The 21,380-nt window shown below is 69.9% G+C and carries 13 protein-coding genes; 6 read left to right on the top strand and 7 right to left on the bottom strand.

Annotation, left to right across the window (positions count from 1 at the left end; translation table 11 throughout):
* Window positions 1–7 precede the first annotated feature (7 nt).
* The 4 genes from AB0L53_RS46685 (at window position 8) to AB0L53_RS46670 (ending at window position 7,045) form a co-directional block, all read left to right on the top strand.
* A complete protein-coding gene (locus AB0L53_RS46685; RefSeq protein WP_364009399.1) occupies window positions 8–2,044 on the top strand; it encodes a sugar-binding domain-containing protein in 2,037 nt (678 codons plus the stop codon).
* 93 nt (window positions 2,045–2,137) lie between these two features.
* On the top strand, window positions 2,138–2,326 hold the full coding sequence (locus AB0L53_RS46680) for a hypothetical protein (RefSeq protein WP_364009396.1): 189 nt from the start codon (window positions 2,138–2,140) through the stop codon (window positions 2,324–2,326).
* Window positions 2,327–2,349: 23 nt separating this feature from the next.
* Window positions 2,350–2,607, top strand: coding sequence for a hypothetical protein (locus AB0L53_RS46675; RefSeq protein ID WP_364009393.1), 258 nt, complete (start codon window positions 2,350–2,352; stop codon window positions 2,605–2,607).
* Between the two features lie 145 nt (window positions 2,608–2,752).
* Window positions 2,753–7,045 (top strand): TIR domain-containing protein, encoded by a 4,293-nt coding sequence (locus AB0L53_RS46670; RefSeq protein WP_364009390.1) that lies wholly within the window; start codon window positions 2,753–2,755, stop codon window positions 7,043–7,045.
* Here AB0L53_RS46670 and AB0L53_RS46665 read toward each other — a convergent pair.
* A complete protein-coding gene (locus tag AB0L53_RS46665; protein ID WP_364009387.1) occupies window positions 6,995–9,274 on the bottom strand; it encodes a tetratricopeptide repeat protein in 2,280 nt (759 codons plus the stop codon). The genes AB0L53_RS46670 and AB0L53_RS46665 overlap by 51 nt on opposite strands.
* Before the next feature lie 242 nt (window positions 9,275–9,516).
* Here AB0L53_RS46665 and AB0L53_RS46660 point away from each other — a divergent pair, with 242 nt between their 5' ends.
* Window positions 9,517–12,039: a hypothetical protein gene (locus AB0L53_RS46660; protein ID WP_364009384.1), complete on the top strand. Its 2,523-nt coding sequence runs from the start codon at window positions 9,517–9,519 to the stop codon at window positions 12,037–12,039.
* Window positions 12,040–12,269: 230 nt separating this feature from the next.
* On the top strand, window positions 12,270–12,512 hold the full coding sequence (locus AB0L53_RS46655; protein WP_364009381.1) for a hypothetical protein: 243 nt from the start codon (window positions 12,270–12,272) through the stop codon (window positions 12,510–12,512).
* Window positions 12,513–12,567: 55 nt separating this feature from the next.
* On the opposite strand, the gene AB0L53_RS46650 is transcribed toward AB0L53_RS46655, so the two are convergent.
* The 6 genes from AB0L53_RS46650 to AB0L53_RS46625 all read right to left on the bottom strand — a co-directional run bounded on the left by AB0L53_RS46650 (window position 12,568) and on the right by AB0L53_RS46625 (window position 21,275).
* Entirely contained in the window at window positions 12,568–13,440 is an 873-nt protein-coding gene (locus tag AB0L53_RS46650) for a carbohydrate ABC transporter permease (RefSeq protein ID WP_364009379.1), read from the bottom strand.
* A gap of 28 nt (window positions 13,441–13,468) precedes the next feature.
* Window positions 13,469–14,347: a sugar ABC transporter permease gene (locus AB0L53_RS46645; RefSeq protein ID WP_364009376.1), complete on the bottom strand. Its 879-nt coding sequence runs from the start codon at window positions 14,345–14,347 to the stop codon at window positions 13,469–13,471.
* A gap of 4 nt (window positions 14,348–14,351) precedes the next feature.
* On the bottom strand, window positions 14,352–15,674 hold the full coding sequence (locus tag AB0L53_RS46640; protein ID WP_364009373.1) for an ABC transporter substrate-binding protein: 1,323 nt from the start codon (window positions 15,672–15,674) through the stop codon (window positions 14,352–14,354).
* A gap of 28 nt (window positions 15,675–15,702) precedes the next feature.
* Window positions 15,703–17,799, bottom strand: coding sequence for a glycoside hydrolase family 36 protein (locus AB0L53_RS46635; protein WP_364009370.1), 2,097 nt, complete (start codon window positions 17,797–17,799; stop codon window positions 15,703–15,705).
* A gap of 40 nt (window positions 17,800–17,839) precedes the next feature.
* Window positions 17,840–20,005, bottom strand: a complete 2,166-nt coding sequence (locus AB0L53_RS46630) for a CBM35 domain-containing protein (RefSeq protein ID WP_364009367.1) — start codon at window positions 20,003–20,005, stop codon at window positions 17,840–17,842.
* A 205-nt stretch (window positions 20,006–20,210) separates the two neighbouring features.
* On the bottom strand, window positions 20,211–21,275 hold the full coding sequence (locus AB0L53_RS46625; RefSeq protein ID WP_364009364.1) for a LacI family DNA-binding transcriptional regulator: 1,065 nt from the start codon (window positions 21,273–21,275) through the stop codon (window positions 20,211–20,213).
* Window positions 21,276–21,380: the final 105 nt, after the last annotated feature.

Below are 21,380 nucleotides of genomic sequence, written 5' to 3'. Positions count from 1 at the left end.
CCTTCCAATGACGCCGCGTGCGGAATACCCGCGCCCCCACTTCGACCGGTCGCACACCTGGTCGAGCCTGAACGGCGACTGGGACTTCCGGGCCGACGCCGACCAGGGCTGGGACCGGACCATCACCGTGCCTTTCGCCTGGGAGACCCCGGCCTCCGGCATCGAGGCCCACTGGCTTCCGGTCGCCTGGTACCGCCGCCGGATCACCGTCCCCACCGGCTGGGCGGGGCAGCGGATCGTCCTGCACTTCGGGGCCGTGCACCACGAGGCCACCGTCTGGGTCAACGACACCGAGGTGGCCCGCCACGTGGGCGGCTACACGCCGTTCGAGGCGGACATCACCGACGCGCTGCGCGAGGGCGAGCAGGAGATCCTGGTACGGGTCTCCTCCCCCGCCGACAAGCGGGAGATCGCGCACGGCAAGCAGCGCAGCATCCCGCGCGACGACTTCGACGGCGTGTGCTTCACTCCTTCGTCGGGCATCTGGCAGAGCGTCTGGCTGGAGGCGCGGCCCGCCACCCACGTGGCCGCGCTGAAGTTGCGCCCGGCCGAGGGGCTGGACGGCATCGAGGTCGAGGCCCGCGTCGAGGGCCCGGCTCCGGCGACGCTGCGACTGACCGTGCGCGGCCACGGAACGACGGCGGACTTGGCGATCTCCGATGGTGTCGTGCGAGGGGTGCTGCCGATCGCCGAGCCGCGCCTGTGGTCTCCTGAGGACCCGCACCTGTACCACGTGGACGCCGAACTGGTCTCGGCCGATGGCACCGACCGGGTCACCGGCTACACCGGGCTGCGCCGGATCGAGGTGTCCGGCGAGGACCTGTACCTCAACGGCCACCGCCTGTTCGTACGCGGCGTCCTCGACCAGGGCTACTGGCCGCGTACCGGCATCACGGCGCCCGACGACGCCGCGCTGCGCCGCGACCTCGAGCTGGCCGCCGCGGCGGGCTACAACCTGGTGCGCAAGCATCTCAAGCTGGAGGATCCGCGCTTCGTTCACCATGCCGACACGCTCGGCATGCTCCTCTGGGCCGAACCCGCCGCCACCGGCCGGTTCTCGGCGGAGTCGGTCGCCGCCTTCGAGGCGCAGATCGCCCCGATGGCCGAGCGCGACGGCAACTCCCCCGCGATCGTCATCTGGGGCCTGTACAACGAGGAGTGGGGCCTGGACTGGGACATCCCTGGCGACCCGGCCAAGCAGGAGGCCGCGGCCCGCGCGTACGACCTGCTCAAGGCCCTCGACCCGACCCGGCCCGCGGTCGACAACTCCGGCTGGGCGCACGTGAAGACGGACCTGCTCGACTGGCACTACTACGACGAGTCGGCCGCCTCCTGGGGCCGGACGATCGCCGCGCTGCTGAACGGCGACCAGGACGACTTCCCCGTCCCGCTCGGCCCCGACTACGTGGTCCGCAAGAAGCTGACCGGGTCGCCGTCGCAGCCGCTGCGCGGTCTGCCCAATCTGAACAGCGAGTACGGGACCGGCTTCACCAGCGTGCAGCGGGGCTGGCAGTTGCGCTGGCAGACCCAGGAGATGCGCCGCCACGACCGGCTGGCCGGCTACGTCTACACCGAGATGTACGACATCGAACACGAGTCGGCCGGGCTGCTGGACTTCGAGCGCCGCGCCAAGGACCTGGCCGGGGTGGACCCGGCGCACGTCAACGCCACGACGACGCTCGTCCTGGACGTGGTCCCCGTCGCCCCCGGCCGTGACCTGCTCAGCGAGACCGGTCGGGTCACGGTCCCGGTCCGGATCTCCCATCACGGCGCAGACTCCATCAGCGGTCACCTGCACACCGCCTGGTCCCCCGTCTTCGGGCCCGCGCCCGCGCGACCGGGGACGGCCGGGGAGCGGGCCGAGGCCAAGCCGTTCCTGCTCGGCGCGCCCGCCGAGGTGCACGCCGAACTGCCCGCGGGCTGGACCAGCGGCCGACTGCACATCGCCCTCGTGTCCGGCGGCGCCGTCCTGGCCCGCTCCGCCGTGGACGTGGACACCTCCATCGCCCCGGTCATCGGCGATGACCCCCAGGCCCGCGCTTGAACGTCCCCCGGGCCACCCCTGGGCACACCCGGAATCGGCTTTCGAACGTCCCGGTGAGATCCGCTCACCGGGCCCGAGTGCGACCTGCCTCAGGTGTACAAAATCGCCCTGGAGCGCCCCGCGTCGCTGGAGGGCCGGTCGTGGCGGTGGCTGCGGGCCCGAACTCTCGGCCTGCTCGACGCTGACACGCGCATCGCTCGCGCCCTCACCCCCGACAAGGGGCGACCTCGGCTGGAGGTGAGGGCCAGCACGCCGCCACCGCGCACCATGCAGCCCAGCTGAATACTTCGGGATCGGCTTGGCGAATGAGCTTGGGAGTGCGGTGGACCGAGTGCGGTGCTGTAGTCATCAGCGTCGCCTGCAAGGGGCCGAACTCGTTGATACCGACCCGCGCCTCGAATCCATCCTCCAACGACCGCGCCCTGGTCCTGGCGATGCTCGCCAGCCCGCTGACCGGCAGCCGCGGCGGCACAGCCTACGCGCTCACGCGGAGCAGGCTATCGCCGAAGCCATCGGTCGCGGCGCAGATCCTGGGGAACGAGGTCCCGGCCTTCCCGCTGTAGGAGCTCGCCGAGGCCTGCGGTGTCCGGCATCACGACCCAGTCGGGCCGTTGAGATGGAGGCATTGAAGCGGGCATACGCCACTCATCTCTGAAATACCGCGTGCCCTGCACGCGATATCTCCAGTGTCCCCACTCGGAGGTGCCCGTGACGGTCGACATCCCTGCGCCACAGGAGCGGCAGTGCCGGGTTTTCGTCTCCTACACGCACGACAACGAGCCGCATAAGGCAGCGGTCCGGGAGTTCTGCGCCTTCCTTAGCAGTCAACCCGGGATAACGGTTATCGCCGACTTCCAGGTCAAACCACGCATCGCTTGGGGATTCTGGGCACGAAGGCAGATCGCCACCTCCGATTTCACCATCGCCATCGCGTCCCCGAAGTACCGGCAGGCGGGCTCGGCCACGGAGACAGCTCCCGAAGGGCATCTCGGAATCCAGAACGAGATCCACTTCCTCGACGAACTCCTAACCCGCGACCGCCGGGCATGGACCCCGCGCATTCTGCCCGTCGTGCTGCCCAACGGCAGTCCCGAGCACATCCCCGACTTCCTGTTCCCCAGATCCACCGGATACTTCATCGTCTCGGCCTTCACCACGGAAGACGCCGCCGACCTGCTCGCGGCGATGACCTGCCCGCCCGGCGACGGCGACGCTCCTCGCTGGAGCTCCCCCATCAGCGAGCTGGAGCGGCACTGGTGGCCCGCAGCCCGGGGAACGACCACGACCACGCGGAACTGGTACTTCACGGGTCGCAAGCATGCCATGGCAGAGATCAAGGATTTCACGAACACAGCAGAGCAGGGCCTCTGCGCCGTGACGGGCATGCCGGGCGTCGGGAAGTCCGCCCTGCTGGCCGCCCTGGTGCTCCGCAGCCTGCGGCAAACCGACCTGCCACCGAACCTGCGCAAGGAGATCCCCGACTGCGACATCGACGTGGCCCTCTTCGCCGGCGGGAAAAGCCCCCGCGAACTCGTGACCCGGCTCGCCGACACCCTGGGCGTGCCGCGCCTCGACTGGGACAGCCCCGTCGAGTCGCTGATGTCCTGGCTGGACGCGCAGTCCGGGCGGCACACAGTGGTGATCGACGCCCTGGACGAGGCGGCGCTGCCATCGGCGGACGACCGCGCTGGATTCGACCTGCTGGATCTGCTCAGCGAGCTCGCCTGGCGAGTGCGGCTGATCATCGGCGTCCGAAGCGAACTATCAGGCCCCGGCGATCCCCGGGCCGCGCTCCCGGCTGGTCTTCGAAGTCAGGTGACCCGGGTCATCGACCTCAACGACACCGACCGATACCTCAGTGACGACGACGTGGCCGAGTACATCGCCGGCCTGCTGCGCACCGACCGGCGGCCGGGGGGCTACGGCTACGACGACCCGGCCGACCCAGCGAAATGGACCGACGTGGGAACCGTTATGCGGATCGCTCGCGAAGCCACGGGGAAGACCAAGGGCAATTTCCTGATCGCCCAGTTCATCGCCGAGGAGCTGCTGGCCACGGCTCCCCTCACTGGCGCCGAAAGTGGATGGAGCGAGCAGATGCGCTGGCCGGACAGGCTGGAGGACTGGCTGGCCCGCGACATCGACCGGCGCTTGGGCGGTAAGGAGTCCTGGGTGCGGGAATTGCTCGTGCCCATCGCGCTCGCGCAGCAGGGCGGACTGCCCATGGACCTCTGGTTGAAGCTCGCGCAGGCCTTCGAACGACCGCGGGAAATCACGGAACGGGACTTGCGTCACGCGCTGGAGCTCTTCACATTCTTTGTGGGCGAGGCCGGCGGGAGCGTGCCCCGATTCTCCATGCGGCACGCGTCCTTCGCCCGGTTCTTTGCCGGTCGGTGGCCGGAGCGGCGCGTGGAACTGTTCTTCGAGACCCTGCTCGCCAGCGTCCCCACCGAAGAGGGTGCCCGCCAGTGGCAGCAGGTCTCCGACTACGTACGCGTCAACCTGCTGACGCACGCCCAGCGGGCGGGTCGGATCGAGACGCTGATCGCGGAGGAGCCGGCCTGCCTAGCCGCGGTCGACCCCGACACCGCGATCGTGCCACTGACCGGGCTGCAGTCGCCACGAGCACGTCAGGCGACCATGGTCTACCGGCGTGCGGCCTACGCCCTGGACGGCCAGTTCGGCGAGCGGGTCGCCGCGTTGCGATTCCACTCGCAACTGATCGCTGCGGACGAGATGGCGGAGGCACTGGAGCTCCTTGATCCACAACAACCCTGGTCCACCCCCTGGCGCGCCGGCGGCATGCCCAGCACCATCCCTCTGGGCAACGCGGAAACGGCCTCGTGGGTACTGCCGGTACCGGGACCACACGGCGAGCCCGCCGCGTTGCTCGTCCGTCCGAACGGCAGATGCGTTCTCGTGGACGCCGCGACCCAGTCACGGCTCGGTCCGACCCTCGCACTGACCGGACCCGGCGCGGAGCCGCCGGACATCGTCAAGGCCTGGGCTGAGGAGTCAGGGGACGTCCGGATCGCCGTACTGGAACAGAGCGGTGAGATCAGTATCTGGACGGCCGCCGGCCCGACCGCGTCAGGACGCCGCAGCGAGTCGATACACCCGGCGACCCCGCCCGAACGGCTCGAGGTGATCGGCGGGCCGCGCGGGCTCCGGCTGCTGTGCGCGTCAGGCGGCGACACGGGCGGGCTTACCGTATGGCCGATCGGGCGCACCGTGCCATTGGCGACGCCCGGCGACCACGGTGGTTTTCTGGCCCCGGTCGCGGCCACGGCCGATCTGGGCGCGCTGGTCACCGCGGCGGCCATCGGCATGGTGCGGCTATGGCGCTTCCCGCCGAACGCCGCACCGGAGGCACAGTCACTTACCATCGGCGAGGGACTTCGCGGCCTGGCCGCCACGGGGACGGCTCAGGGGGGCTGCGTCCTCGTGGACGACGGGAGTAGCCACCGAATCCTCTGGTTCTCCGACACCGGTCCGCTCGTCGACTCCGGCCACCAACTCGGCGAGGGCGGCGCGCCGACCAGGGTTGCGATCACCTGGATCGGTGCTGGAGCACGCGTGGCGATGACAGAAGGCGGCTACGGCAATGTCGCCATCAGCGTGCTGCGCCCCGCCGAATCCCCGCGCGTCGTCAGCCGGCTGGACACCAGGCACGTGATCAGGCAGCTGTCGTTCCTGGATGACGCCGGCACGCTACTCGCCGCGACTGACTGGAATGGCGTGATCCATATCTATGCCCTCGACGACCCCGCGACGCCGCGCCTGATCACCAGCATCCCGACTGGCGAGAACGCCACGAACCTGCTCGTACTCGGCATGAGCGCGCAGGGTCCGCTGCTCGCGACCAGGGCGATCGCGGGGATGACCAAGTTCTGGCAGGTCGACCCACCATCCGACGCGCACGTAAGCGCGCCTATCGATCAGATGAGGTGCGCGCGGTACCAGGAGGACGAGGGTGTGCTGGCGACCACCACCGAGAACGGTTCCGAGGTTCGCGTCTGGCATGCCACCCCCGACGCGCCGCACCCGGCGGTGACCTTGCGACACGGCGAGCCGATTGAGTGCATCGCGATCACCACCGACCCCGGCGGCATCCCCATGGTGTGCGCGGCCGGGGCCGAACGGGTCACGCTGTGGCAGGTGAGAGACGGCCTCCGCGGGGCGGTTCTCCGGTCCTGGCCGACGAACGGGAACCCGCTGGAACGGCTCGCCGTCATAGCCGTCGGCGGGCTGCGACTCGTCTGCGCGGCCGGTCCCGAGTCCCTCACCCTGTGGGACGCCGTCGGGGACCGATCGGTGGAGCCGCTGTTCGCTGAGCCGGACATCCCGGTCAGCGACCTGATCTGGTTCGAACGATCGGACGGCGAAGCGACCATCGTGGCCGCAACAGAGGACGGCCCGATCCACCTCGTGACGGTAGATCATTCCGCCCGTGTGCGGCGTACCGTTCTCGACCAGGGGGAAGCGGTGGAGCAGGTCGTCGCGACGGCGACGGCGGACGGCCGGCACCTGCTCGCGAGCGTACGTCGAGACGGCCAGATCATCATCTGGGACGCCGAAGCCGAAGCCGAAGAAGCCCGAATGGGAGCCCTTCCGTTGCAGATCCCCGGCGTCCAGGTGGCCTGGACCGACGACAGGGGCAACGGCGATGGCGATCCTATCCTCGTCATCGCGGAACCGAACGGCCCGGTACGCCTGGTGAACGTGTTCGACCCGTGCGATCAGCGCTTTCCCCAGCAGTTCGACGGCCCTGGAGGCCGCGTGCGCCATCTCGCCGTCGGGTCGGACGGGCAGGTGGCGTGCTCGTTCGCGGCGGGCTCCGTGCTCTTCGCCGGAGTACGCGACAGGGACGCCGTCGTCGCCAGACTCAACTGCGACCTCACGGATCCGGCCTGGATACCGGGCACACGATGGTTGGTCGGCGCGCAGGGATCAGCGCTGGTCGCGCTCAGGCGGGGCGCCGACGGGGGGCGGACCGGATGACTGAAGCGCCCGCTCGACAGGTAGGGCGTCAGGTGCGCCCAGTGGCCGGAAACGGCTCAGCGCCAGATTCCACAGGCGTTCCGCCTCGCGCGGGTTCTTGCGGTCGGCCGCCACCTGCCCCAGCGTGCGGTATCCGCGTGCCTCCTCGAACGTGCTGCCGCACGCCCTGCTCCACTCGATCGCCTTGCGAAGCTCGCGTTCCGCGTCGTCGAGTTCCCCCGCGCGATGATGGGCCTCACCGAGACAGTTCAGCGCCATCGCCACGTCCAATGGCAACCGCAGTTCGGCCAGGATCCGTAGCGCTTCGCGCAAATGCTCGACGGCCTCGGCGTACCGCGACAGCTCGATCTTCGCGAGGGCGATGCTGCGCAGCGCGATCGCCTCGTTCCTGAGTTCTCCGCGCCGGTGGTACGACTCGAACGCCCGCTCGCCCGCATTCAGAGCGCCCCCATAGTCTCCTCGATGGAACAGCACCCAGGCGTGATTCGCGGTGGCGTTGGTCGCGCCGTGCTCGTCGCCCACCTGGCGGAACAGATCGAGCGCGCGCTGGAAGTGCGGTTCGCTCCGCTCGGACTCGCCGCGCTCCATCAATGCCAGGCCGAGGTTGTTGCGCGTGTTCGCCTCGGCCAGCGCGTCGCCCTGCCGCATGGCCGCCTCCAGGGCGTAGCCGTGCGTCGTGATCCAGTCGTCCCATCGCTTGGACAGGAAGTAGTAGCCCCGCATCGCGTACGCCAACTGCCAGACGAGCGTGTCGAAACGATATTCGTCGACCGCGCGGCAGAGCGCGACCAGATTGTGCTGTTCAGCGGTGAGCCACGAGAACGCGCTCTGATAGTCTCCCAGGTCCACGAGCAGCGACTCGGCAATGCGCATCTGCAGCTTGATCCGGTGCCGGTGCGGGGTGACGATCTCGTCGGCCCTGATGAGGGTATCCAGAAACCACTCGGCCAGTCGCTCGATCGCGTCGGCACGCTCCCGGCCCGTCAGGGAGTCCTTGGCCGTACGCCGCGCGTAGGCTCCGACCAGGTCATGGAAACGATACCTGCCCTGCTGGGGGGTGAGCAGGAGATGGGCCCGGCGGAGCACGCTCAGGTGGCGTTCCACGTCGGGTAGGTCGAGATTCGCCAAGGCGGCCGCGGCGTGCCCCGTCCAGTCGGTGCCGGGGTGCACTCCGAGAAGCGTGAAAACCCTCCGCGTGTCCGCAGGGAGCTGGCGCAGGCTCATACCGAAGGCTGCGGCGATGCTGCGCTCCCCGTCGTCCATCTCGGGGAGGCGGTTCCACTCGTCTCCGAGCAGCGCGGCCAGACGTGCCACGCGGCGCGGGTCCTCCTTGCATCGGGCCGCGACGATCCGGACGGCGAGCGGCAGCCCGCCGCAGGCAGTCACAATCGCGCTCCGCGCCGCCTCGTCGGCGACTTCCGCGAGGACCACAGAGCTGAAGACCGCGGCGGCTTCCCTCTCGGAGAGCCCGCCCAGTTCCAGGTGATGCGCATCGTCGAGTGAGCTCAGCGACTGGCGGCTGGTGATCAGAAATCTGGCGTCCGAAGTGGGCGGCAGCAATGACCTCACCTGCCCGGCGTCGTGGGCGTTGTCGAGCACGACGAGGATGTCTTTGCCGATCAGCAGTTCGCGGAACAGCGCCGCCCGCTCGTCGAGGTGGGCGGGAATCTCCGCACCGGTCACGCCCAGACGACGCAGCAACCGGTCCAGCACCTCGGCGGCAGTGAGAGGGGCGGTGGTGGCTGTGTGGCCGTGCAGGTCCACCATCAGCCGCCCCTGAGGGAACCGACCGGCCACCTTGTGAGCGACCCGTACAGCCAGAGCCGTCTTCCCTATTCCGGCCATCCCATGAACAACGACGACGACAGGCGAGAATGGAGCCGCGCCCCGGCCGCACAGCCCCGCGATCACCTCATCGAGCTCGGCCTCGCGGCCGCGGAAGTGGATGGAGTCGTGCGGCAGGCCGGACACCAACCGCCTGCCGCTGGGGTGCTCTGGGCCGCCGGCCTGTCGACGCTTGTCGGGCAGCAGGGCGGCCACCGCGCCACCGGCTCTGAGGACGGAGTCGATGCCCCACGCCTGGCGCATGGGCGGAAAAACCAGCCCATTCTCGATCTTGCTGAGGTGACCCGCGCTGTAGAAGGTCAGCTTGGCCAGCCCGGCGAGGGACATCCCGGCCTCTACACGTCGGCGCCGTATCTCTTCGCCGAAGGTGGGAACCGTGTCCACGCGCGAACTCCTCATCTGACCTGCTTTCAGTATCAGACGCGCCATCGCAGCCAGGCGACTACAAGCTCTTGGGCAACGTCTCCGGGCTCGACGCAGGCTGACGACCTATCCCGGGTTTGCCGGTTTCCTCTTCCTGGAGGCAACGAGCAACGCCGGTCCGCCATCGGGCGGCTCACTAGCCTGGCTGGCGTCAGGCCTCAGGGGGCACCGGCTGCGACAGGGAACTGGACGGACTGGTCCGGATGTACAAGCATCGCCGTTGGTTGTTATGGACCACTGGCTGTCTGGGAACCGCCGCCGTCCTCGTCCTGGCCTGGCAGTTTCTCGTCAAGGGACTGGATGAGGCGGATGCGCTGGCCAGCGTGCTCAGCGGGGGCTTCGCCGCACTCAGCCTGATACTCGCCGTCGCCACCGCGCTGGCCAGGCCCGGAGCCAGGACGACAAGCCCCGAACAGCTCGCTCAGGCCGAGCAGGCGCTGGCTGACTCCGCCCTGCGGCAGTGGAACGACGAGGCCGTGGCGCGCGGCGCGCTCAACATCGTGCCCGCCCGCGTCGGCTGGGAGGGGCAACCCCCTCGGCGGGGGAAGGGAAGCGGCTGGCGGTCCAGCCGGCCGAACAAGGGCGGGCCGCGCAAGTTCGAGCGCTACCGGGAGGAGATTCTGCAGAACTTCCAGAGAGTTCCTGGCCGGCGCCTGGTGATCACAGGCGACCGAGGCTCGGGGAAGTCCATCTACGTGCTCCTGCTGACCTTGGGTTTGCTGGCCCGGCGCCAGAGAAACGAGTCCTTCGCCGACCACCACCGCGAGGTGCCTGTCCTGCTCACGCTGGCCCAGTGGGAACCGGGCGTGGAGAAGTTCACCGATTGGGTCGAGCGGCGGCTCACAGAGACCTATTCCTTCCTCCTGGACACCCAGAACTACGGCGGAACGGCCGCGCGGAGCCTGGTCCAGTCGCCTCGCCTGCTCCTGATCCTCGACGGCTTGGACGAGATCGACGCTGCCGTCCGGCACCAGGCGATCATCGAGATCGACAACGCCGTTCCCGTCGATCGACCCCTGGTCGTGACCTGCCGGACCGTCGAGTACGACCAGAGCGTACAGGCGGGCACCTCCTTCACCGGTGCGGTGGAATGGCGGCTGGTGCCGCTGACCCCTGGAGAAGCCTCCCGCTACCTGCTGGACAACGGCGCGGGCCGCCCCGACGGCCCATGGCGGCAGCGGCGGCGCGAAACCGACGACGGCGGATGGGACCGGGTCCTGCGGCGACTGGCCGCGCACAGTCCCTCCCCGGTCAAGTCCGTCCTGACGATCCCGCTGTACGTCTCGATCGCCCGGCATGTCTACCTGAACCAGCCCGATGCGGCGCGCGAGATGACCGACACCGCGCGATTCCCCAATCCCGAGTCGTTGAAGGCGCATCTCCTCAACGAATTCGTCGTACGCGCGTTCCAGCGGTCAGGGCATGAGGAGCGCGAACGTATCGCGGAGCGGTGGCGGCACTCCCCCACCCACGGCTGGCTCCGCGACCTCGCGGCGACCACGCGACGCCTGGGAGGACACCGGTTCGCATGGTGGCTTCAGCACAGGTCACTGGAAGAGCGGGACTGGTCGCTGATCGTGAGCGTCGTCTCCGCCGCGATCTACGGTCTGACCGATTCCTTCCCCAACGGGCTCCGTCACGGCATCGCCGTCGGCATGTCGCTGGGCCTGCTCATCGGACTGACCAGGGGACGGCTCAGCGGCGTCGCGGACGGCGTCCGCACGGGGATAACCATCGGCGGGTGCGTGCTGCTGGTGGGGCTGCCGATGGTGGGGCTCACCCAGGCCATTACGGACGGGATCGAACTGGGGCTCGCGCTCGGTGGATCGGTGGCGCTGATGCGCCGGCTGACCAGCAGCCTGCGGGCGGTGCATGGGGTCTCCGTGATGATCGGAGCGGCCGTCGGCATCTTCATGGGGATCCGGTACGGCTTCTCCGAGGGCCTCGTCTACGGACTGATGAAGGGGCTCACTGCCTTTTTGGGCATGACGATCTCCGTTGAGTTCTCAGCCGTCCTCACCTCGTGGCTGGGCACGGGGAAGTCGCCGCGGCAGCCCACCCGGCTCAATTTCGGCATCTCCGGCCGGACCAGGACGCTCGCCTTTCACCTTGTCGTCGGCACGGTCAGCGGGCTGGTGATCGGCCTCGGCGGTGGCCTGATCGGGTTCCTGCGAGCCTGGGCGGAGTACGGGCTGGACGAAGGCGCCGTCTACGGCGCCCGGGTCGGCGTGAGCTATGGGCTCACCGCAGGCCTGGCCATCGGCCTCACCGGCGGCGCCGTCCGCTGGCTGAGCGAAGCGTCGCCGACGAAAAGGGCGGAGAGCCCGAGGTCCACCCTGAGGACCGCCCGGATCGTCGCCTTGACCTACATCACGGTCCCCACGGTCCTGGCCGCGTTCTGCATGGACATACTCGGAACCCTGAGCGCCGGACTCGTCCACGGCGGATACGCTGAGACCGGCGTCTCCGCCACCGCCTTCCAGGGAGCGGCCCTCGGGTTCTGCATCGGCCTGGTCCTGGCGACGTCCTTCACTCCGTGGCCGACATTCGCCGCGGTCAAGCTCATGTCGTTCCTCAAGGGGCGTGCACCGCTGCGACTGATGTCCTTCCTCGAAGACGCCTACAGGCTCGAAATCCTCCGGCAGGACGGGGCGGGTTACCAGTTCCGCCATTCCGAATTGGAGCAGTATCTCGCTGGCTCCCGCTTACCAGGGGCTGCCCCCTGACGCCTATTGACCCAGGGATGGACGCGCTGGATGCCATCGTCCGAAACGGCACCGGGGATAGCACTCCCGAGCGTGAGAGCCGTTGCCGGCACACACCGACGAAGCCTTGCCCAGCTCCGGGAGTTAGTACTTCTGGGAGTCGGGCCTCTGCCGGCGTCCAATCTGACGGTGACGGCCCCGGCGCGAGCGTATGTCGGCTCGCCGTCGGCACGGCCACGGAGCTGACCGGTGTGCTGACGGCGGGTGGCAAGCCGCCCTCGCCGTGGGCCACGCTCACCGTGCAGCGCAGCGTGCACGTCGACAACGTCAGCGATGGAAGCGTCAAGCTGCCGCCGGTGAGCGTGAACGCCGACGGCACGTACACGTTCACCGACACGCCCGCCATCGCCGGCAGGTACAGCTACCTCGCGTTGTGGTCAGGGGAGGTCACGGCCGGGCCGGCCAAGGCCACCCATCAGATCATGGTCGAGTGACCTGACGGCCGTGCCCGGCCTCGACCCGCAGAAGTGGACCGTCCCCCAGTAGCCCCTACTTCACCGCGCCCCCGGTGATCCCCGAGATGATCCTGCGCTGCGCCACGGCGAAGACGACCAGCAGCGGCAGGCTCATGAGGATGATGTAGGCGAAGATCAAGTGCCAGTTGTTGAGGTAGAGCCCGGCGTTGGCCACCTGGAACAGGTTCAGGGGCAACGTGTCCATCCGTCCGCCGATGACGAAGAACGCGTAGAAGACGTCGTTCCACACGTACAGGCAGATGAGGATCGTGGCGGTGGCCAGCACCGGGCGCAACATCGGCAGGATGACCGAGACGAAGACCCGCACGGGGCCCGCGCCGTCCATGCGCGCGGCCTCCTCGATCGACAGCGGCACCGTACGGACGAAGCCGGTGACGAAGAAGACGACGGTCGACAGGTAGATGCCGACGTAGACGCCGATCATGCCGGTGAGGGTCCCGGCCAGGCCGAGCTGGCGCAGCAGCAGCACGATCGTCACCACGGCGGGCGGCAGCACGATGCCGCTGATGGCCAGCGCGTACAGGACGGCGTTGAGCCGGGTGGCCCGGCGGGCCAGGATCCAGGCCGCCATGGAGCCGAACGTCAGGACCAGGGCGACGGCCGGGACCACGATCAGTACGCTGCCGAGGAACGCGGCCGGGATGTCGCCCTGGGTCCACACCTGCGCGAGGTTGTCCCACAGGAGCCAGCGCGACGGGAGCGACAGGTCCGGCGAGAGCGCCTCGGACTGGGACTTGGCCGCCGTCGAGACGATCAGCCACAGCGGCACGCCCATCACGGTGGCGACGAGCGCGACGACGGCGAAGGGACGCAGCCGCGCCGCGAGGCCGCTCGCGCGGGGCGGCCGGACCCGGCGGCCGCGGACGCCGTAGGCGGGGATGGTCATGGGCGGGCACTCCCGCCCATACGAACGGTCACAGGATCTCCTCCCGCTTGCGCAGAATCCGGATGACGGGGAAGGCCAGCAGCCCGACCAGCAGGAACAGCACCAGGCTCATGGTCGTGGCCTGCGCGAACAGGCCCTGCCCGAAGGTGCGGTAGATGAAGATGTTGAGAATCTCGGTGCTGCGCGCCGGCCCGCCCCCGGTGGTGGCCTGGACGATGTCGAAGCCGTTCATCGAGCCGAGCAGCGCGGTGGCGACGTTGAAGGTCACCGCGGGCGCCAGGAGCGGGAAGCGGATCGACCAGAACGCCTGCCAGGGCGAGGCGCCGTCCATCCTGGCGGCCTCGGTGACGTCCTCCGGCACGGTCTTCAGCCCGGCCAGGTAGATGAGCATGGACAGCCCCATCCACTTCCAGGCGTGGATGACCGAGACCACGACCAGCGTCCAGGTGGTGTCGCCGAGCCAGGCGACGCTCACCGGGTGCCCGAGCAGGCCGCCGAGCAGACCGTTCAGGCTGCCGCTGGGTTTCAGCAGCGCCTGGAAGACGTAGCCGACCGCCAGCGCCGACATCAGCACCGGGATGAGGAAGAACAGCCGGGCGATCCGGTTCAGCCAGGTGTCGCGCTCCAGCAGCACGGCCAGGCCGAACCCGAACAGGTTCTGGAACAGCGCCACCAGGACGGCGTAACTCACCGTGATGTGCAGCGCGCTGAACAGCGTGCCGTCCGACAGCAGATCGGTGAGGTTGTCCAGCCCCACGGGGCGGATCTCGCTCTTGAAGCTGGACCAGTCGGTGAAGGCGTAGATGAAGTTGAACAGGGTCGGCAGGAAGAAGAAGACGAACAGGATCGCGAAGGCCGGGATCAGGAACCACATCGGATGCGTGCGGCGCACGCTGGTAACGGTCATGTGGTCAGAACCCGGACGCGCCGGCCGCCTTCGCGAGCTGGGCGAACTGCTTCTGGGTCGCGGCGGCCACCTGCTCGGGCGTCAGGCTGCCGGTGATCATGTCGGCCAGGTTGAGGTACAGGTCGGGGTTGGCCACCGCGAGCGCCTGCATCGAGCCGACCGCGTCGCCGAGCGACTTGTGCACGTCGAGCAGCGCCTGCGGCACGCCCGCCGGGCTCGGCACGTCGGCGCGCAGCGACACGGTCTTCCGGTCGGCGACGAAGCCCTGGTAGCCGGGGCCCATCCAGTACGACAGCAGCTGGCGGGCCGCCGCCTCACGCTTGGCGTCGCCGGTCCTGAAGGCCACCAGCGCGTTGCTCTGGTCGGGGATGAAGGTGCCCACGTTGCCGGACGGCGAGACGGGGAAGAAGCCGATCTTCTTGTCCAGCGTCGCGGTGTCGGCCTTGGCCTGAAGCTGGCCGAAGAACGAGTTCACCTGCACGGCCATCGCCGCCTTGCCCGACAGCAGCGCCGCGCCCTGGTCCTCGAACTTCGCCGTCTTGATGTCGGAGTTGAACAGGCCCTCGCCGATCAGCGCCTTGTACTTCTTGATCGCGTCCAGGATGGTCTTGTCGGAGAAGGTCTCCTTGCCGGTGTTGACCCGGTCCCACAGGCCGTCGCGGGCGGCGTCGGCGAGCTGCACCTGTACCCACCATTGGGTGGCCCACTTGTCGCCGGCCATCTCGAAGAACGGGGTGACGCCCTTGGCCTTGAGCTTGCGGGCCGTCTCCACCATCTCGTCGAAGTTCTTGGGCGTCGCGGTGACGCCGTTGGCGGCGAAGACCTCCTTGTTGTAGTAGACGCCTTCGACGGCCGGGCTGGTGACGAGGGCGGCGTAGCGGGTCTTGTCCAGCAGGCCGGTGATGTCGCGTAGTTCGGGGGTCATCGAGGCGATCCAGGGGGCGCCGTCCAGCGGCTGGAGGTTGGTCCTGGCGTTCAGGGCGGTGAGCATGGAGGCGGTCGGCTGCCAGAAGGCCAGGTCGGGCTTGTCGCCGGTGGCCACCTTGGTCTGCACGCCCTGCTCGTACGGGTCCGGGATGGTGACCACGTCGACCTTGGCGCCGGTGGCCTGGGTGAAGGCGTCGGTCACGGCTTTGGGCACGGTGTTGCTGTTCTGGGCGGCCCAGATGGTGAGCGTGGTGCCGTCGAGCCGGCCGGTGGGCGCGGCCCAGGCGGCGGGCTGCCCGCTCCCGGCCGGGGCGGCGGCGGGTCCGGAGGCCGGGTCGCTGCACGCGGTGAGGGTCAGGAGCGCGGTGGCGGCCGCGGCCGTGATCGCGGTGAGTTTCACGGTGTGTTTCCTTTTGGTCCGTGGGGGGTCAGAGGGTGCGGAGCTTCAGGATTCGGGCGGTCGGTCCGGTAACGGTGCTGGTCACGGACAGCTCGGCGGTCTGCGGGTCCCACGAGTGGCCCCATCCTGCCTTATCGCCCGGGTAGACGGTCTCGACCTGAACGGCGCGCCCGGCCAGGTGGGGCAGCGACAGGACCGAGGTCTCGGCGGCGCCGGGGCGGCGCCACAGCCCGAGATGGGTGGTGTCCCCGGCGCGCAGGCCGAGGGCGAGCCAGTGGTCGGCCCAGCCGGGCAGGCCGAGCGGCCAGCACGGGACCGCGCGCACCAGGTCGGCGCGCAGGTCGCGGTGCGCGCGTACGCCCGCCCGCACCAGGTCGAGCTGGGCGGCGCTCATCGCGGGCAGGTTGCCCGACAGATAGAGCCGCCCCAGCATGCCGGTGCACATGGTGAAGACGAGCTCCTCGTCGGTCATCTCCGGTTGCGGGTACGCCCAGTTGGCGGCCTGTTCCGGCAGCATGGACAGCGGCGCGGCCACGGCTATCGGCGGGTAGCGCAGGAAGTCCTGCTGGTCGCTGGTCGACTGCAGGTTCAGCCGGGACAGCAGCGCGTAGTCCATGCGCATCGCGCCCGACGCGCAGTTCTCCAGGACGAGGCCGGGGTGCCGGTCCAGGACACCGTCCAGCCAGGCGAGGTGGGCCCGGTTGCAGGCCAGCAGCCCGGCGCCGGCGCTGTCGGCGTGCAGGTCGGTGCCGGCGCCCGGGTTGATGTTGTAGTCGAGCTTGAAGTAACCGACGCCGAGCTCCTCCACCAGCCGGTCCACCACCTGGTCCAGGTGCCCGGTGGCCGCGGGGTGGCGCAGGTCCAGGTGGTAGCGGCCGTGCTCGGCCACGCGCCGGCCGCCGCGCTGCAGGAACGCCTCGGGGGGCAGCTTGTCCGCCATCGGGCTGCGTACGCCGATCACCTCGGGCTCCAGCCACAGCCCCGGTGTCATCCCGCGGTCCCTGATGTGGCCGAGTACCTCCTGGATGCCGCCGGGGAAGCGGGTCCGGGACGGCTCCCACGCGCCGACGCTGTCCCACCAGGCGCCGTCGTCGTCGTACCAGCCCGCGTCGACGCAGAAGATCTCCGCCCCGGCCGCGGCGGCGGCGTCCACCAGCGGCAGCAGTTTGGCCGTCGTCGGGTCGCCCATCAGGGTGTTCATGTAGTCGTTGAACACGACGGGCAGCGCGGATCTGTCGGGGTGCGGGCGCAGCAGCGCGCGGCGGTGCGCGGTGAGCGCCGCGACGGCGCCCTCGAGCCCGTCGTCCGAGACGGCGACCGAGACCGGCACCGTGGTGAAGGACTCCCCCGCCGCCAGGGTCTGGCTCCACTGGTGGTCGGCGTCGGTGGGGCCGGTGGCCACCACGTACACGCCGTCCAGCCGCTCACCGGTCTCCCACCCCCAGGCGCCGTTGTGCTCGATCTGCCACAGCCAGGTCTGGCCGGTGCGCCGGTCGGCCAGGCCGCCCATCGGCACGTACCGCCCGCTGGACCAGGTGCCGGTGCTGCTCAGCGCGTACCGGCCGCGCCCGTGCTGGCCGTGCGCGGCCAGGCCGAGGTCGGCGATGTGGTCGCCGAGCGGCCGCCTGCTCCACCTGCTCTCGCCCAGCCACTCGCTGTCGGCGGACAGGACGTCCACCTCGCTCACCGGGCGGCCGAGGAACCCGCCGGCGAAGGAGGACACGGCGAGCAGGAGCACCGGGTCCGTACCCTGGTTGGTCACCCGTACCTGGGCCTGGCAGGCGGCCACGCCGTCGAAGGAGCGCAGCGTCAGCTCGGCCGCCAGCCCGGACACCTCGTCGCGCAGCACGACGCGCAGCGTGTGCCAGTCACCGTCGCGGCTCTGCTCGGCGCCGGTGTACCGCAACCGGCAGCCGACCGCCGTCTCCGACAGCCGCTGCGAGGCCTTGGCCCGGCCCTCGCCGGGGATCAGCACCTCGACCAGCGGCTGCGACAGACGGGACGGCTCGCCGCCGGGCGGTCCCAGCCTCTGGAGGGCCACCGGCCGGTCCGGGTGGATCTCCACCACCGCCGCCAGGGCGCCATGTCCCCAGCGCAGGGTCTCGACCACGTCGGCAGGCTTCACGTAACTCTCCTTCGGTTGTGCGGTGGTTGTGCGACAGGTGTCAGCCGAGGGCGGCGGCGATCTGGATCCGGTCGACGTCAGGGCCGTACGCGGCGGCGTTGCCGAACTCGATCGTGTTGGCGCCGGCCCTGAGGTCGGCGGTCATCACGGTGGTGCGGAAGTTCGACCAGCCCAGCGTGTTGCGGAAGTAGACCCGGGTTGACGTGCCCCCGTTGACGCGGATGTCGGCATAGCGGTCCACGATGTTGGTGTTGTAGTTGCTCGCGCCCTCACCCAGCTCGCCGTTGGCGTACGTGATCACCACGCGGTAGCGGCCGGCGTCCGGGGCGTTGACGCCGGTGAAGCGCAGGATGTTGGCGGCGCCCTTGCCGATGTAGCCGACGTACGAGCCGCCGGACGCGGCGCCGTTGGCGCCGACCACGGCCGTGCCGCCGAGGACGTTGGCGCCGCTCTCGGCCTCGTAGGCGGTGACGGTGCCGGTGGTGGCCGTAACGTCCAGGTAGTCGAGGTTGACGGCGTCGCGGTCGTCGGTGGTGAAGGCGTGCACGCCGACGCGGTTGACGCCGGCCTGGAGGAACACCTTGGTCGTCACCATGTTCCAGGTGTTCCAGTCGGCGGTTCCCGGCAGCGTCAGGTCGGTTAACGCGGTGCCGTTGAGCACCAGGCGGGCGGCCCGGTTCTGCGGCGCACCGGTGTACGGGCCCGCCGAGTAACGCAGTCCCAGGTTGTAGTAACCGTCATTGGGCGCGCTCACCACGAACGTGGTCGCCGCCGTGTCGCTGGCGCCGTAGCCCTCGGAGAAGGAGGTGCCGGAGTAGCCGGTGTTGGGGCCGAAGGTGACGCGGGCGGTGCCGCCGAGCGCCGCGTACTCGGCCTGGTAGCGGGTGGCCGGCCCGGCGGGCGTCAGGTCGGTGTTCGGGGTGACGATGACCTGGTACGCGGCGGCGCCGTTCAGCCCGGTGAGCGGGACGGTGATCTGGCCGCCCGAGACGGTGTAGTCGCCCTCGTGGATCAGGGCCGGGCCCGGGGAGGCGTTGAGGCCGGTGCTGTTCACCCCCCACACCGTCACGTGGACCGAGCCAGCGAGATAGGGGGCCGAGGCGATGCCCTTGACCACGACGTCGGCGGCGTAGGTGTCGTTCACGCTGAGCGAGCCGCCGAAGATCACCCGGGCCTGCTTCCTGGCCGGGTCCAGGGCTGCCAGCCCCTGCAGGGGGCCGTTCCTGGTGGGCGGGGTGACGGTGACCGTGTGGCCGGTCAGCTCGCCGTACCACTTGTAGAGCCACCACCCGCCGGTGGCCTGGTTGTTCCTGGTCACCAGGTCGTTGAGCGCTCCGGCCGTGGTCCAGAAAGCCAGGCAGGCGTCGACTTTGCTGTTCTCGAACCGGGTCACGTACTGGACCAGGTTGCCGGGCACGCCCAGGTCGCCGGAGTAGCGGGCGTACTCGTTGATCACGATGGGCCGGGGGCTGATGCCGAGGCTCGTCTCGATGGCCCGGTAGTCGGCGTGGTGGTCGTACCAGCTGGTAAAGAAGTCGTCGCCGAGCTCGTGCCAGGTGAACACGTCGGGCAGCACGTTGTTGGCCTTGGCGTAGGTGAGGAACGCGCGGTGGTCGGCCGAGCGGTAGCCGGCGAAGTTGGGGCCCGCGATCCGGGCGCCGGGGTCGATCGAGCGGATCTTCTGGTAGACGCGCTTCCAGGCGTCGAGCAGGCCGTTGAGGTTGCCCTGGTACCAGATCTGGTCGGGCTCGTTGAAGGGCACGTACACGTACGACGTCCGGTACGGGTCCGCGACGATCTTGCGGGTCATCGTGTCGACCTTGGCCAGGTAGTCGTCGATGCCGAGGTTCTCGTACGGCCATTGGCGGTAGACGTCCTGCATGTAGACCTGGATGTCACGGCCGCCGGTGCGCTTGAACATGGGCGCGATCTGGAGGGCGTCGCCGTTGGGATGCTGGAGGCCGTCGGGCGCCTTCTGCGCGGTGACCTGGGGCTTGAGGGCCGCCAGCATGGTGTCGGTGGGGATTCCGTCGTTGCCCAGGCCGTACAGGAAGCCGGTGGCGCCGTACTTCAGCGGGCCCGTGTCCGAGGCGAGGTCGACGACGAGGGCAGGGGACGCGGCCTGCGCGGGAGCGGCGGCGCAGAGCAGGGCCGAGACGAGCGCGGAGACGACGGTCGTGACACCCAGGAGCCGGAACGAAGTCAACGGGAGTACCTCCTGCCGGGAGAGGAGCGGCCATGTGACCGGTCACATGGAGTGTGAGCGGTCACATGGCAGGAACGGAAGGGCCCTTTGCCGGATTGTTACGCGCCGGTTTCGGGTGCGGTCTCAGGTTCGGACGCGTCGCGATCTCGGGACGCGCGGATTCGGCAGGTGCGCTCTCGGCGGGCGCGATCTCGGCGGGGCCGTCTCAGGAGGAGGAAGCGGCGGCGGTGCGTGGGGGTGCGGTCGACTCGCGCACGATCAGGCGAGGCGGGGTCAACTCGGTCTCGGGCTGCGGCTGGCCGGTCAGCTCGGCCACCGCCGCCAGGAAGCACGCCCGCCCCAGCCCGACGAAGTCCATCCGTACGGTGGTCAGCGCGGGGATCCAGAAGGCCGAGCCGGGAATGTCGTCGAACCCGACGATGCTCACGTCACCGGGCACGTCCCTGCCCGCGTCGTAGAGGGCGCGCCGCACCCCCTGGGCGATGTCGTCGTTGCCGCACAGCACCGCCGTGACGTCCGGATCACCGGCCAGCCGTTGCCCGGCCAGGTAGGCGGCCCGGATGTCCCAGCCGGAGGCGACCACCTCGGGGATCTCGGCGCCCGCCCGCGACAGGGCGTCGCGCCAGCCGGCCTGCCGACCACTGGAGCGTCCCTCGGACGGGATCGCCACGTGGTGCACGGTCCGGTGACCCAGGGCCAGCAGGTGCTCGGTGGCGTCGGCGGCGGCACCCCGCTCGTCCAGCGCGATCGTGACCCGGCCCGTGTCGGGCGCCACCGGCTCGGTCGCGGCGATCGCCGGTATGTCCGCCGGCAGCGCCTCCAGCACCGCCGTACCCACCGGGTCGAACGCGATGACGACCAGCCCGCCCGCGCTCGGGTCGCTCACGTAGTCGACGGTCTGCTTGATCTCGGCGGGCGAGTCCGACTCCACGACCCTGACCCCCACGGCCAGGCCCTCGGTCCGCGCGGCCTCCTCGATGCCCTGCAACGTGGAGGCGTAGCCGTACAGCATGGTGTTGGACGTCACCACGGTGATGCCCGGAGCGCGCCCCAGGCCGAGCGCCCGCGCGGCCCGGTTGGGCCGGAACCCCAGCGTCTCGATGGCCGCGCGCACCGCGGCCCTGGTGTCGGGGCGCACCCGCGGCGAGTCGTTGAGCACGCGCGAGACGGTCTGGTAGGAGACGCCCGCCGCGGCCGCGACGTCGCGGATGCTGGGCACGGCCCCTCTGCGGGCGCCGGAGCGCGGCTCGCGCCGAGGGCTCGGACTCACGATCACATCGTAAGGCTCCGCCCCGGCTCACCTGCCCGCCGAGAGCCGTCGCCGGGTGGCGTGGCAGTCGAGCGGGTGATAAATACCCCTATGTACCGGACAATG

The sequence above is a fragment of the Nonomuraea sp. NPDC052129 genome, assembly GCF_040680095.1.
Lineage (GTDB): Bacteria > Actinomycetota > Actinomycetes > Streptosporangiales > Streptosporangiaceae > Nonomuraea.
Note: the sequence above shows the minus strand (reverse complement) of the source record. Positions and strands in the feature narration are given on the sequence as shown.

Coding starts and splice junctions, on each gene's coding strand:
- AB0L53_RS46685 (WP_364009399.1), top strand. CDS start 8: ATGACGCCGCGTGCGGAATACCCGCGCCCCCACTTCGACCGGTCGCAC.
- AB0L53_RS46675 (WP_364009393.1), top strand. CDS start 2,350: ATGAGCTTGGGAGTGCGGTGGACCGAGTGCGGTGCTGTAGTCATCAGC.
- AB0L53_RS46660 (WP_364009384.1), top strand. CDS start 9,517: ATGTACAAGCATCGCCGTTGGTTGTTATGGACCACTGGCTGTCTGGGA.
- AB0L53_RS46650 (WP_364009379.1), bottom strand. CDS start 13,440: ATGACCATCCCCGCCTACGGCGTCCGCGGCCGCCGGGTCCGGCCGCCC.
- AB0L53_RS46645 (WP_364009376.1), bottom strand. CDS start 14,347: ATGACCGTTACCAGCGTGCGCCGCACGCATCCGATGTGGTTCCTGATC.